Genomic DNA, 12,759 nt, shown 5'->3' with positions numbered 1-12,759 from the left:
GTCCTGGTGGACCGGGCCTTCTCTGTGTACTGCTTGGGGCGCTGCCTAGTGGCTGAGGGTTTTCTGTCCCTCGCCGGCTTCAACAGCTTCGTGGTGGCCGTGGCCGGCTTCCAGCTCGGCAGGCGTTGCCGGAGCAACCCTGTCCTCGAAGAACCAGCGGGACAGCTTGGCGCGGCGGTTTTCGTTGCGGGTCACCACACCGTGCTCGTTCGGCTGTGCGGGCAGCGGTGCAAGTGATTCAAAGCCAACCAGCTTGTAGCGCTTGTACTCGTCCAGCGGGGCGTGCACCTCGATGAACTCACCGTGCGGGAGGCGGACGATGCGTCCGGTCTCGCGGCCGTGGAGGGCGATTTCGCGGTCCTTGCGCTGCAGGGCCAGGGCGACGCGCTTGGTGACGACGAACGCGATGATCGGTCCGAGGAAGAACAGTGCGCGCAGCCAGTACGTGACGTCGTTCAGTGCCACGTGGAAGTGCGTTGCAATGAGGTCGGAGCTTGCCGCGGCCCACATGACGCAGTAGAACGTGAAGCCCGCCATGCCGATTGCCGTACGCGTGGGGGCGTTGCGGGGACGGTCCAGGACGTGGTGCTCGCGGTTGTCCTTCGTGATCCAGCGTTCGATCCACGGGTAGGTGAACAGCACGGTGAACACTGCGCCTGCCGGAACGAGTGCCGGGAGCAGGACGTTCAGCGTCAGGACGTGGCCGAAGATGATGTATTCGAAGTGGAAGCCGCTGACCACACCGGGCATCAGGCGCAGGGCGCCGTCAACCCAACCGATGTACCAGTCAGGCTGGGTGCCTGCGGACACGGGGGAGGGGTCGTACGGGCCGTAGTTCCAGATCGGGTTGATGGTGAAGAACGCAGCCATGAGTGCGATGACACCGAACACGATGAAGAAGAAGCCGCCTGCCTTCGCAGCGTAGACCGGGCCCAGCGGGTAGCCGACGACGTTGCGGTCGTTCCGGCCCGGGCCGGGGTACTGCGTGTGCTTGTGGACAACCACCATGAAGAGGTGGATGACGATCATGAGCAGGATCAGTGCCGGCACGAGCAGGATGTGCAGCGTGTAGAGGCGGCTGATGATGACCGTGCCGGGGAACTCTCCACCGAAGAGGAAGAACGAGATGTAGGTGCCGATCACCGGGATCGACTTGATCACGCCGTCGATGATGCGCAGGCCGTTACCGGACAGCAGGTCGTCGGGGAGGGAGTAGCCGGTGAAGCCGGCAGCCATGGCCAGGATCAGCAGGACGCCGCCCACAACCCAGTTCATTTCACGGGGCTTGCGGAATGCGCCGGTGAAGAACACGCGGAGCATGTGCACTGCCACGGAGGCCACGAACAGCAGTGCTGCCCAGTGGTGGACCTGGCGCATGAACAGGCCGCCGCGGACGTCGAAGGAGATGTCCAGCGAAGAGCTGTAGGCCACGGACATTTCGACGTTCTTCAGCGGCGTGTAAGAGCCGGCGTAGTGCGTCTCCGCCATGGACGGATCGAAGAAGAACGTCAGGAACGTTCCCGACATGAGCAGGATGACGAAGGAGTACAGCGCCACCTCGCCAAACATGAAGGACCAGTGGTCCGGGAATACCTTGCGGCCGAATTCGCGGAGGATTCCCGAACCGCCGACGCGCTCGTCGACGAAGTCAGTAAAGCGTCCGACTTTGGTGTTGGCTACGTAGGCGGGGGCTTCAGCTGTTGGTGCTGCGCTCATGCTCATCACGCTCCCAGTAACTTGGTCCTACAGGTTCTTTGAAGTCGCTGGTGGCGACCAGGTAGCCCTCATCATCAACTGCGATGGGCAGCTGGGGGAGCGGGCGGCTGGCCGGGCCGAAGATAACCTTGCATTCCTGGGTCAGGTCGAAGGTTGACTGGTGGCACGGGCACAGCAGGTGGTGCGTCTGCTGCTCGTAGAGGGCAACAGGGCAACCGACGTGGGTGCAGATCTTGGAGTAGGCAACGATGCCGTTGTAGCTCCAGTTCTCGCGGCCTGCAGAGATGTGGAGGTCCTGCGGGTTGAGGCGCATCAGCAGAACGACGGCCTTGGCCTTCTCGTTGAGCTTGCCTTCGTGCAGTTCGTTGAGGCCCTCAGGGATGACGTGGAAGGCTGAACCGATGGTGACGTCCGAGGCCTTGATGGGGGTTCCATCGGGGTCGCGGGTAAGGCGCTTGAGCTTGCCGTCCAGCGGGGCCCACATGGTGTGCGCCAGCTTGTCGTCCGGGCGCGGTCCGAGGTCACCGAAGATGGCGAGGGCCGGCAGGGGTGCCAGTGCCACGGCGCCAAGCAGGGTGTTCCGGATGAGGGGACGGCGCTTGATGCCCGTTTCCTCCACGATGTCGTCGACGATGCGGACCGCAGCCTGGCGGTCGTCCTCCGTGCGGATCGCGTGGCGTTCCTCGGAAACTTCGTGGTCCGGCATGAGGGCCTTGGCCCAGTGCACGATGCCGGTGCCGATGCCGAGCATGGCAAACGCCGTTCCGATGCCGAGCAGTGCATTCTGCAGCCGGATCGTCGCAACACTGGAGTCATCTCCCAAATCTATGGCGAAGTACGCCACCAGGAAGATGATGGTGCCAACGACTGAGATTGCGAACAGTGCAGCAACCTGCCGTTCTGCCCGCTTGGCGGCCTTCGGGTCCGTGTCAGCCAGGCGCAAGCGGTGCGGGGGAATTCCAGGATCCTGGAATTTCTCCACCTCATGCTGACCAGCCGTAGCTACGGTGCCCGAGTGGTTCGGACTGCCGTCACTATGGTTGCCCATGATTCGCCTCATCCTTCTCTCGTCTCGGCCTTTGCCGAGTTAATGTTCAGTTCCAAACCTGCTGAGTGATCAGCAGGACATTCTTTTGTGCCGGATTGGCTAGGACGCGCGGGACGTCAGCCAGATCGTGAAGGCGATGATGACGCCCAGGCCGGCGATCCACACGAACAGGCCTTCTGAAACGGGGCCAAGGGCACCCAGGTCTGCGCCGCCCGGGGAGCCGTTGGCTTCGATCTGCTTCAGGAAGGTGATGATGTCGCGCTTGCCCTCAGGGGTGATGTTCGAGTCGCTGAACACCGGCATGTTCTGCGGTCCGGTGGCCATGGCTTCGTAGATGTGCTTGCCGGTGACATCGGCCAGCGCCGGGGCGAACTTGCCGCGCGTCAGTGCACCGCCCGCAGCCGCAGCGTTGTGGCACATGGCGCAGTTGGTGCGGAACAGCTCGCCACCCTTGGCTGCATCGCCCTTTTCGTCGAGGTATTCGTCGGCCGGGATGGCCGGACCTGCACCCAGCGAAGCAACGTACGCGGCCAGCTGGTGGGTCTGGGTGTCGTTGAACTGGGCCGGCTTCTTGTAGGCCTGGGGGCCGTTCATCTGCATGGGCATGCGGCCGGTGCCGACCTGGAAGTCAACAGAGGCGGCGCCGACGCCGACCAGTGAGGGACCGGCCTGCGTTCCGCTGGCACCCATGCCATGGCAGGTGGCGCAGTTGGCTTCGAAGAGCTTCTGGCCTTCCTGCGTATCGCTGGCGGTGAACTCTGCAGTGCTGGCTTTGGCCTCGTTGACGGTGGTGGCAACGGCGTACAGCCCACCAGTGAGGAGGAGGCCCATCAGCAGCAGGGCTATTGCTGCCAGTGGGTGACGTCGCTTCTGCGAGAGTGCCTTCACGTGGTGGTTCCTTTATTCGATCGTGCGTCGGCTCCGTGAGCCGCTTCTTGAAATTCGTTCTCTTGGAGAAGAGGGAGAAAAGCCTGGCTTACTTGAGGACGTAGATGACCAGGAAGAGGCCAATCCACACGACGTCCACGAAGTGCCAGTAGTAAGAGGTGACAATTGCCGAGGTCGCCTCGAAGTGGCCGAACTTCTTAGCGGCGAAGGAGCGGCCCATGATGAGCAGGAAGGCGACGAGGCCACCGATGACGTGCAGGCCGTGGAAGCCGGTGGTCATGTAGAAGGCGGAGCCGTAGGCGTTCGAGGACAGCGACACGTGCTCGGAGACCAGCATGGCGTATTCCGTGGTCTGGCCGGCAACGAAGAATGCGCCCATGAGAAAGGTCAGGGTGAACCATTCGTTCATGCCCCAGCGGGTGAACTGGAGCGGCCCGCCGCTGCGTCGCGGCTGGAGCCTTTCGGCGGCGAATACGCCCATCTGGCAAGTGAAGGAACTTGCCACGAGGACGATGGTGTTAACGAGCGCAAAGGGGAAGTTGAGCTTGGCCGTCTCTTCCGCCCACATCTGGCCGGAAGTGGACCGGAGTGTGAAGTACATGGCGAAGAGGCCGGCGAAGAACATCAACTCGCTGGAGAGCCAGACAACGGTCCCTACGGAGACCATATTTGGGCGGTTCAGCGTGGGGTGCGCAGGGGTACTGGGGGCATGGGTCGCAGATGTCACATAGACATTATGTCTGTAAAACTTCGGCTTGCCCAACGCAAACCGCCTTTTGCGGAGACTTTTTCTACAAAGACGCGAAATCGCGCTGAAAAGTTCCCGGCGGCGTTCACATTGGTCTTTGCGAGGGGCACCTCGATAGCATCAGGAGGTGACTTCTCAGGTATCGGCACCGGCGGCAGGCAACACTTGGCCGCGCCTCATCTCGGCACTGTTGAACGGCGAACACCTGAGCGCGGACAGTACGGCATGGGCCATGGACACCATCATGTCGGGGGCCGCCACGCCCGTCCAGATCGCCGGTTTCCTGGTGGCTTTGCGCGCCAAGGGTGAGACTGTGGAGGAGATTGCCGGCCTCGTTGACGCCATGGTGTCCCATGCCAATCCGATTTCCATCACCGGCGAAAAACTGGACATCGTGGGCACCGGCGGTGACCAACTTAACACCGTAAACATCTCCACCATGGCCGCACTGGTCTGCGCCGGGGCGGGCGCAAAGGTGGTTAAGCACGGCAACCGGGCGGCGTCGTCGTCGTCGGGATCCGCGGACGTCCTGGAAGCGCTGGGGGTGCGGCTCGACCTCCCCATCGCTGACGTTGCGCGGAACGCCGAGGAAGCGGGCATCACCTTTTGCTTCGCCCAGGTCTTCCACCCGTCCTTCCGCCACACGGCGGTGCCCAGGCGTGAGCTCGCGATCCCCACAGCCTTCAACTTCCTGGGACCCCTCACCAACCCTGCCCGGGTGCAGGCCTCGGCAGTGGGGGTAGCGAACGCCCGCATGGCGCCGCTGGTGGCAGGCGTTCTGGCGCGGCGCGGAAGCCGGGGCCTGGTGTTCCGCGGAAGCGACGGCCTGGATGAACTGACCACCACCGGACCGTCCACTGTGTGGGAGATCCGCGGCGGCGAGGTGACCGAACAGACATTCTCTCCCCAGGACCTGGGGATCCGTCAGGCGACGGTGGAGCAGCTTCGCGGCGGGGACGCCCAGGCGAATGCCGCCGTCGTGCGCAACGTCCTCGCCGGGGAATCCGGTCCGGTCAGGGACGCCGTCCTGCTGAACGCGGCGGCGGGACTCGTGGCCTACGACCTTCAGGCCGACGGCCCGCTCACTGAGCGCATGAGGCTTGCGCTGGACCGGGCTGCGGAATCCATTGGTTCAGGCGCAGCCGCTGCCGTCCTCGACAAGTGGGTCAGCCTCTCGCAGGCCGAAAACGCAAAATAGCGGCCTCAGACAAGAACGGAGGGCCATGCAGGTGCATGGCCCTCCGTTCTTGTATCAGACGGTGACTACTCCTCGAACCCCAGCGCGAATGCGGCATCGAGGTCGTGCTGTGAGTATGCACGGAAGGCGATATGGGTGGTGGTGTGTACGACGGCGGGCACTTTTGACAGCTTGTCGGCGATGACGTCCGCGAGGTCTTCGTGCTGGGCCACGCGTGCAACTGCGATCAGGTCCCATTCGCCGGTCACGGAGTAAACCTCGCTGATGCCCTCAATGGCGGATATTTCCTCGGCCGTTTCGGGGATGCGCGAGGCGTCTGTCTTGATCAGGACGAATGCGGTGATCACTATGAACCCTTCCGGATCTGTTGGCTGTGCTGCCAGCCTAATACATGAGTTCGCTGGTACATGGGTGGCAGCCCGCAGGGCCGCAGCCGGGTGTCCCGGCCCCGAGGAGTCAGGCGCGGCCGCGTGCGCGCAGGCGGAGAACGATTGCGACGACGAGGCGGTAGCCGAGGAGGAACACGGCCAGGCTCAGCAGGGCCACAATCACAAACGGGAGGACCACTGTCTGTCCTGTGATCGCCCGCAGCGCCATTCCGATGGCCACGGTGCCCAGCCAGACGGCCACCCCGGCGGGCCATAGCGCCAATGGCCGCCGCCAGACGCGCAGCAGCAGCCAGGCGACGGCTGCGCCGGCAAGGAAAGGCCAGGCAGTTGACAGGATGCCGGTCAGTGATTCACCGCGCGCATGGGCGTCGCGGCCGATCGCGGCGAAGGTCAGGATGAGAATGAAATCCGCCGCGGCTGCGGCGGCCGTCGGCGCCGGAACCGCCCGTGTTCCGGAACGGTCTGTTGTGGAAGGCATGCTTCCGAGCCTATCCGTTTTTGCCGGGTCTTGCCCTGACCGGAAGATCCAGTGACGATGTCAGGCAGGAACCCATGTGCACCCTGAAGGAGGCCTGGTGAAGCTCACCCAGATCGCGCAGCATGCCGAGGACCTTGACCGGGCGGCGGAGTTCTATTCCGCCCTGCTGGGCACTGCGCCGGCGGCGGTCTTTGACCCGCCGGGTCTGCTGTTCTTTGATCTCGACGGCGTCCGGCTGCTGCTGGAGCGGGGAGCGCCGTCGTCGCTGATCTACCTCAACGTGGCGGATGTGCGGTCACACGTGGCGGAGCTGGAGGCAAGGGGAGTGGAGGTGACTGGTGCCCCGCACGTGATCTTCCATCACGATGATGCACGGCTCGGCCCCGCGGGCACGGATGAATGGATGGCGTTCATCCGGGACAGCGAAGGAAACACCGTAGGGCTGGTGAGCCACTCGTCCGACGCCGGGACACCCGCCTGAGCCAGCGTCAGGCCGCCGGCGCCCGTTGTTCCCGGCGCTGGGCGGGACTAGTCTCAGGGCGGACCGTGCTTCGGCCTCACGGAGGAGGAAAGCGTGCAGAAAATCACACCTTGCCTGTGGTTCGATAACCAGGCGGAGGAAGCGGCCGAATACTACGTGTCCGTCTTCGACAATGCCTCGGTCACCAGCGTCTCGCGCTTTGGCGAGGGCGGTTCTGGGCAGGCAGGCCAGGCGGTCGTCGTGGAATTTGAAATCGAGGGCCAGGTATTCCAGGCACTGAACGGTGGACCGGCGTTCTCCTTCAGCGAGGCAGTGTCCTTCGTGGTGGACTGCGCCTCGCAGCAAGAGGTTGACCGCTACTGGAACTCCCTTACGGACGGCGGGAGTGAGAGCCAGTGCGGGTGGCTCAAGGACAGGTACGGCGTTTCGTGGCAGATAGTGCCGCAAGTTCTCAGCCAGCTCATTAACGGGCCGGACCCGGCCGGGGCCCAGCGCGTGGTCCAGGCCATGCTGGGCATGCAGAAGCTGGATATCGCCGAACTCCAGCGGGCTTACAACGGCGGGTAGTTCCCCGGCCAGCCGGCCCAGACCCAAAAACCTCAAGGTTTTCCCAAGAAGGGCTCAGTACCCTGTGCCCAAGGTACTGAACAGGTTGCGTTGGGCGGGGCGCTGCGAAGGCTGCAAACCGAGGTGAAGTCATGCTGTGGAGGCGAAAGCTGGCAACGGCAATCATCGCTGCCGTTGTGTTGAATGTGGTGGCCATTAATCTGAACGAGGACTTCTCCGTGGGGCAGGGGGACGGGGCGTTCGCTGCGACTGTCGTGCCGAACGTGCAGACCGCCGTCCTGCGAAACTGGGGTCCGGTGGTGGCCGGTGATGAGTTCAACTATTTGGGACCGCCCAACCCGCTGAAGTGGAAGGTGTACGACAGCCTGGGCCACGCTGGCAACGGGATCCGCAGCCCGAAGGCAGTGAAAGTTGCCAGCGGGGCGCTCTTCATCACAGGTGACTCCCATGGCACCACGGGCGGGGTATCGGCCACGTTCGCCCAGCAGAAGTACGGCCGCTGGGAAACGCGGATGAGGACCACTGTCCGGGACGTGGAATATCACCCCGTGGTGCTGCTGTGGCCCAACGACAACAAGTCGCCGAACTGCGCCGAGGTTGACTACGCGGAGGCGCTCGGCAATGTCAACGTGATCAAGTTCAGCCTGCATTACGCCTGCACGCGGTCCAACTATCAGACCCGGGCGGCCAAGGCACTCGACCTTACCCAGTGGCACAACTACGCCGTTGAATGGACCCGGACCGGAATCACCGGTTATATCGACGGTGTCCCGTGGTACATCGACACCAATCCGGCCCATCTGCCGCCTGTGGGAATGCACCAGACCCTTCAGCTCGACTGGTTCCCGGACGGAACCATCACCAACCAAACCCAGATGATCGTCGATTGGGTGCGTGTCTACCGGTAGCACCGGATCTGGAAAAGTCTCCGGGGGACGACGGCGGGAGGTCCCGCCGTCGTCCGTTTTTCTGTCAGCGTCCGTTCCCAATTGTTTTCGGCTGAGCAGAAAGAGCGTCCTGGGGCAGACTGGTGCCATGAGTGATGATTCGACGCCGGTAACGACCCAGCGTTCGACAGTTGAGGAGTGGACGCAGGCGTTGGCGGAGTCCGTCGGTTCGCCTGGCGGTGGCGCCGGGGCGGGCGTCATGCTTGCCATCGCTGCGTCCCTGGCATCGATGGTCGCCGGATATACGGAACCTGACGGGCGCCGGCGTCAGGAGTTGGCCGACGTTCACGCGCGGGTGCGTTCGCTGCGGGAGGCTGCCCTTCGGCTGGCCGATGAGGATGCTTCAGCGTCCCGGGCTTTCGGCGCCGCCTTCCGGCTGGATCCGGGCCCGGAACGGGAGGACGCAATACACCGGGCATCCGTAGCTGCGGCCAAGGCCTCTGCCGTGCTCGGCGAGCGCGCAATCGACGCCATTGCGGACCTGGAATGGCTGTCTTCCAACGGAAATGCAGCACTTGTTGCCGATGTCGTCGTTGCATTCGGGGCCCTCAGGGCAGCGGTGACCGGAGCGCGGACCAACGTGAGGTTCGACCTCGCTGCGCTCACCTCCGCCGGCCGCACGCCTGAACAGATCCGGGAAGAGCAGCCTGCCCTGTGGTCGACAATCGAAAACCTTGACGCCGCCGTCGACCGGATCGACAGGCTGACTGCCGAGGTGAATCACCGTTCCGCTCCTGCCGGCCCCGGTTCCCAGGAGACTGCTTAGCAACGTCGTTCTTGGGGCGGGCGGAACGCCACCGGGCCGGGCTAGCCGCGCAGGGCTGCCAGCGCGTCGGCCAGCGGCATGCGGAGGGCGGCGCCATGGCCCGGCAGCACTACCGAGGCGTCGATCTCGTCCAGCCTGTGGGTGGCCGCGAGCGCCTGTGCGGGGTCGGTGTGGAACATCGGGTGCAGCATCTGGGGTCCGTGACTCCGGCTGATCGGATGGCCGCTGACGAACGAATCACCGACCACGGCGGCACCGGCTTCAGGAAGCTGGATCACGACATTGCCCGGGGTGTGCCCCGGCAGCAGAACGGCTTCCGGCTTTCCGGGAAGCTTCCTCAGCGTGGCTGCGCTCCAGGCCCGGGCATCCGTTGCCGGCGTCGCCTTGAGGGCTCCCGCCTTGATGACATGGACCATCCAACGGAACACGCGGGGCCGCCAGGCGCGGACGATGACCTGGCCGAACGTGACCTGGTGCTTTTCCCTGCCTTGGACGTGGGCCAGCTCTTCCGGCGCGCACAGGATGGGTGTCCCATATGTTTCGGAGAAATAGGCCGCTGCCCCGGTGTGGTCGACATGGCCGTGCGTGATGAGCATGGCCCGGGCGTCAGACGGACGCAGGCCCAGCTGCCGAATGGAATCAAGGACCAGGGGACGGTCGGACGGGTACCCGCTGTCGATGATCATGAATCCGGTTTCGTCGCGGACCACGATCCAGTTTGACGCCGGGCCCTCGACGAAAAAGACACCGGGGGACACCTCGGACGTGCCGGCGGAGGCCTGCCACTGATGGGTTTGCTGCTTCACATGCACATCCTAGCCACCGGGCGGCGGGCGCCCGTCCCCATTTTGCCCTCGCGTGGCTACCGCAAGTGTGCTTGTCTGTAGCCGGTAGCGCAGATCCGGCAGGGGTCCGCGGCCGCTGTTCGACAAGGTGACACGACATGAGGTTGACCACCACGACCAACATCTCGGTTGACGGCGTGATGCAGGGGTTGGGCGGACCGGACGAGGACCGCAGCGGCGGCTTCGACCGCGGCGGATGGGCCATCCCGCTTCTCGACGAGGAAGCAGGGGACTATCTCAACCAGGTGTACGGCGGCGCGGACGCGTTCCTTTTTGGCCGCCGGACGTACGAAATCTTCGCGGGCTACTGGGGAGCGATGCCCAATCCTGAAACGAACCCGATTGCCGCCGCGCTGAACAGCCGGCCCAAATACGTGGTGTCCACCAGCCTCGTCGATCCGCAGTGGGCGGGCACGACTGTCGTGAGCGGCGACCTTGCCACTGCCATGGCTGAACTGAAGGCGAAGCACGACGGCGAGTTGCTGGTCCCGGGCAGCGGCGCCCTCGTTCGATGGCTGCTGGCGAACGACCTGGTTGACCAGCTCGACCTGGTTACCTATCCCGTCGTTGTCGGCCAGGGCACGCGGCTCTTCCCCGATTCGGGTCCAGATATGGCGCTCGAGCTGGTCAGCTCGCGGATCACGTCCCGGGGCATCACCATTCAGACGTACCGGCCCCGCGGGCGGCCGGAGTATGCGACCTCCACCGTCGGCCCCCGAAAATTAGGCTGACGCCGTGGAGTACAAAGCGCGCGGAATACCAGTGCATTATGTCGAGTACGGCGACGGTGCTCCGATCCTGGTATTACACGGTGCCGGCGTGGATCACCGGGAGATGGTCGGTGCCATGGAGCCAATACTTAGCGAGCTACCGGATTGTCGGCGACTTTACCCGGATCTGCCGGGCATGGGGCACACACCGTCTGGCGCGCTGGAGAGTGCCGACGACGTTCTTGACCTCCTGCTCGAGTTTATCGATGGTGTGATCGGTGAGGGGGAGTTCCGGCTCATAGGCCATTCCGCCGGAGCCTACTATGCCCGCGCCATCGCCGGCAGGTGCCGGGAGCAGGTGACAGGGCTCGCGTTGATCTGTCCGTTGGGTGAGAACGTCCGGGATCTTCCTGCGCACCGGGTCTTCCGGACCTCAGCCGATCCGCCCGGGACGCTTGATCCGGCCGAAGAGACCGTCTTCCGCGACTACTTCGTCGTGCAGACGCAGGCCATGCTGGAGCGGTACAAGGAGTACGTCGTCCCCGCTCTTGGTCTGGTCGACGAAGCCGGGCTTGAGCGCGTCGGCCAACACTGGCGGTTCAGCAGCAGTCCCGAAGGGGGTCCACCATACTTCGGCCCCGTCCTTATCGTCACCGGACGCCAGGACTCCATGGTTGGGTACGCCGGTCAATGGGATCTGCTGGAGCACTATCCGCGGGCTACATTCGCAGTGCTCGACCGCGCCGGTCATGCGCTGCCGCACGAGCAGCCCGGCCTCATCAGGGCCCTGGTCACAGAGTGGCTCGACCGTGTGCGTGAACATGGCCTTGACACTGACCCGTGAGTTTTCGAAGCGGTTGACCTATGACTGCCGTGCGCCATTGGTGGCCGGCTGGCAGAGCCTGTCCAGGGTTTCGTTGAGGGTGGACTCGATCTGGCCATTCAGGAGGTCACGCCTGTTCGCGCTGGACGGGTCCTCGAACTCGGTGGGCATCGGCGGCACGGTGACGGTCATGGCGGCCTGGTACCGCCCGTCGTCGCTGCTGACTGCGACCGTTTGGTAGTCCCAGAAGTTGCCACGGCCCTCTTGCCGCTTCGCGGGCGAGCAACCGTCCCCGTGCTGCCACAGCCCCAACCCATACCCAAGGAAGCCGGGACTTGTCTTCATCTCCCGCAAGGACGCCGCCGAGACGGCCCGTCCCTGGAAGAGGGCGGCCATGAAGAGGTTCAAGTCCGCCACTGTCGACACCGCCCCCGCCGCCGGAGAACCGCTAGCGAAGGTGTTGTCTGTGGTGTCGATCCGCTCACCGCGGAGGGTAACGTAGCCGTGCAAGAGTCCGGTCTCGTGCAGGTCAATTCGGTCCAGGCTGGTGTTCTTCAGGCCGAGCGGGTCAAAGACCTCTTCACGCATGACTTGGACGAACGGCTTGTGCCTCAGTGTCTGGATCAGGAGCCCGAGAGCGATATAGTTCGTGTTTGAGTACATGAAGGACCCGACGCTGGCCGCGGTCCAGGGGAGGGTCCCGGCTAGCCTGAGAGCCCGCTCCATGGTCAGTGTCCGGGCGAGGACAGGGCGGAAGTCAACGTCGTGCGGCAGTGCATCGTTTACCTCCGGCATACCGGATGTGTGGCTAAGCAGCTGCCTCACGGTGATCGGACCCGGAGGCTTGAGCGCGGCCGTGAACCCGGGAATAACGTCATTGACAGGGTCGTCGAGGCCGATGAGGCCGTCGTCCACGAGCCTGAGCACGGCCACGGCTGTCATGGTTTTGGTGACACTTGCAACCTCTACTCGGTCGGTCGTCTGCGCCGGGGTCACGGACTCGAGGTCGCGCACGCCGTATGCCCTGGACCACTCGCCCTCCGGCCAGCGCACTTGGACGACGGCGGCCACCGCCCCTTGATACATGAACAACTGGACCTGTCGCTCCAATGACGCGAACGCATCCGATGATGTCGGCGACGGTTGGGGGTCGTC

At 64.2% G+C, this 12,759-nt stretch carries 15 protein-coding genes; 7 read left to right on the top strand and 8 right to left on the bottom strand.

Annotation, left to right across the window (positions count from 1 at the left end; genetic code table 11):
• Positions 1–45 precede the first annotated feature (45 nt).
• From ACFQ50_RS19870 to ACFQ50_RS19855, 4 genes are all read right to left on the bottom strand, one after another.
• Complete coding sequence (locus ACFQ50_RS19870) at positions 46–1,716, bottom strand: cytochrome bc complex cytochrome b subunit (RefSeq protein ID WP_377997350.1); 1,671 nt, start codon at positions 1,714–1,716, stop codon at positions 46–48.
• Positions 1,694–2,764 (bottom strand): Rieske 2Fe-2S domain-containing protein, encoded by a 1,071-nt coding sequence (locus ACFQ50_RS19865; protein ID WP_377997349.1) that lies wholly within the window; start codon positions 2,762–2,764, stop codon positions 1,694–1,696. The genes ACFQ50_RS19870 and ACFQ50_RS19865 overlap by 23 nt, the downstream gene beginning before the upstream one ends.
• Before the next feature lie 99 nt (positions 2,765–2,863).
• Positions 2,864–3,652 (bottom strand): c-type cytochrome, encoded by a 789-nt coding sequence (locus ACFQ50_RS19860; RefSeq protein WP_377997348.1) that lies wholly within the window; start codon positions 3,650–3,652, stop codon positions 2,864–2,866.
• Between the two features lie 88 nt (positions 3,653–3,740).
• Positions 3,741–4,415 carry a heme-copper oxidase subunit III gene (locus ACFQ50_RS19855; RefSeq protein ID WP_003800868.1) on the bottom strand — a complete coding sequence of 225 codons (675 nt, stop codon included), beginning with the start codon at positions 4,413–4,415 and terminating at the stop codon, positions 3,741–3,743.
• Positions 4,416–4,527: 112 nt separating this feature from the next.
• Between ACFQ50_RS19855 and trpD the strand changes: the two genes are divergently transcribed.
• On the top strand, positions 4,528–5,598 hold the full coding sequence (trpD, locus tag ACFQ50_RS19850) for an anthranilate phosphoribosyltransferase (protein WP_377997347.1): 1,071 nt from the start codon (positions 4,528–4,530) through the stop codon (positions 5,596–5,598).
• Between the two features lie 65 nt (positions 5,599–5,663).
• Here the strand turns inward: trpD and ACFQ50_RS19845 are convergent, their stop codons facing one another.
• Positions 5,664–5,945, bottom strand: coding sequence for an Lrp/AsnC family transcriptional regulator (locus tag ACFQ50_RS19845; protein WP_003800871.1), 282 nt, complete (start codon positions 5,943–5,945; stop codon positions 5,664–5,666).
• A gap of 109 nt (positions 5,946–6,054) precedes the next feature.
• The gene (locus ACFQ50_RS19840) at positions 6,055–6,465 is read right to left on the bottom strand and encodes a DUF3054 domain-containing protein (RefSeq protein ID WP_377997346.1); all 411 of its coding nucleotides are present in this window, start codon (positions 6,463–6,465) and stop codon (positions 6,055–6,057) included.
• A gap of 97 nt (positions 6,466–6,562) precedes the next feature.
• Between ACFQ50_RS19840 and ACFQ50_RS19835 the strand changes: the two genes are divergently transcribed.
• The 4 genes from ACFQ50_RS19835 (at position 6,563) to ACFQ50_RS19820 (ending at position 9,226) form a co-directional block, all read left to right on the top strand.
• Positions 6,563–6,946 carry a VOC family protein gene (locus tag ACFQ50_RS19835; RefSeq protein WP_377997345.1) on the top strand — a complete coding sequence of 128 codons (384 nt, stop codon included), beginning with the start codon at positions 6,563–6,565 and terminating at the stop codon, positions 6,944–6,946.
• Between the two features lie 93 nt (positions 6,947–7,039).
• Complete coding sequence (locus ACFQ50_RS19830) at positions 7,040–7,513, top strand: VOC family protein (protein ID WP_377997344.1); 474 nt, start codon at positions 7,040–7,042, stop codon at positions 7,511–7,513.
• Positions 7,514–7,644: 131 nt separating this feature from the next.
• On the top strand, positions 7,645–8,421 hold the full coding sequence (locus ACFQ50_RS19825; protein ID WP_377997343.1) for a glycoside hydrolase family 16 protein: 777 nt from the start codon (positions 7,645–7,647) through the stop codon (positions 8,419–8,421).
• Positions 8,422–8,548: 127 nt separating this feature from the next.
• On the top strand, positions 8,549–9,226 hold the full coding sequence (locus ACFQ50_RS19820; protein ID WP_377997342.1) for a cyclodeaminase/cyclohydrolase family protein: 678 nt from the start codon (positions 8,549–8,551) through the stop codon (positions 9,224–9,226).
• Positions 9,227–9,267: 41 nt separating this feature from the next.
• On the opposite strand, the gene ACFQ50_RS19815 is transcribed toward ACFQ50_RS19820, so the two are convergent.
• Positions 9,268–10,032 carry an MBL fold metallo-hydrolase gene (locus ACFQ50_RS19815; protein WP_377997341.1) on the bottom strand — a complete coding sequence of 255 codons (765 nt, stop codon included), beginning with the start codon at positions 10,030–10,032 and terminating at the stop codon, positions 9,268–9,270.
• 137 nt (positions 10,033–10,169) lie between these two features.
• Between ACFQ50_RS19815 and ACFQ50_RS19810 the strand changes: the two genes are divergently transcribed.
• Together ACFQ50_RS19810 and ACFQ50_RS19805 are read left to right on the top strand one after the other, a co-directional pair.
• Positions 10,170–10,802, top strand: a complete 633-nt coding sequence (locus tag ACFQ50_RS19810; RefSeq protein WP_377997340.1) for a dihydrofolate reductase family protein — start codon at positions 10,170–10,172, stop codon at positions 10,800–10,802.
• 4 nt (positions 10,803–10,806) lie between these two features.
• Positions 10,807–11,625 (top strand): alpha/beta fold hydrolase, encoded by an 819-nt coding sequence (locus tag ACFQ50_RS19805; RefSeq protein WP_377997339.1) that lies wholly within the window; start codon positions 10,807–10,809, stop codon positions 11,623–11,625.
• Positions 11,626–11,643: 18 nt separating this feature from the next.
• On the opposite strand, the gene ACFQ50_RS19800 is transcribed toward ACFQ50_RS19805, so the two are convergent.
• A complete protein-coding gene (locus ACFQ50_RS19800) occupies positions 11,644–12,690 on the bottom strand; it encodes a serine hydrolase domain-containing protein (protein ID WP_377997338.1) in 1,047 nt (348 codons plus the stop codon).
• Positions 12,691–12,759: the final 69 nt, after the last annotated feature.

The organism is Arthrobacter sp. NPDC056493 (assembly GCF_042795115.1).
Classification (GTDB): Bacteria; Actinomycetota; Actinomycetes; order Actinomycetales; family Micrococcaceae; genus Arthrobacter.
This window is presented reverse-complemented; position numbering and strand designations above follow the sequence as displayed.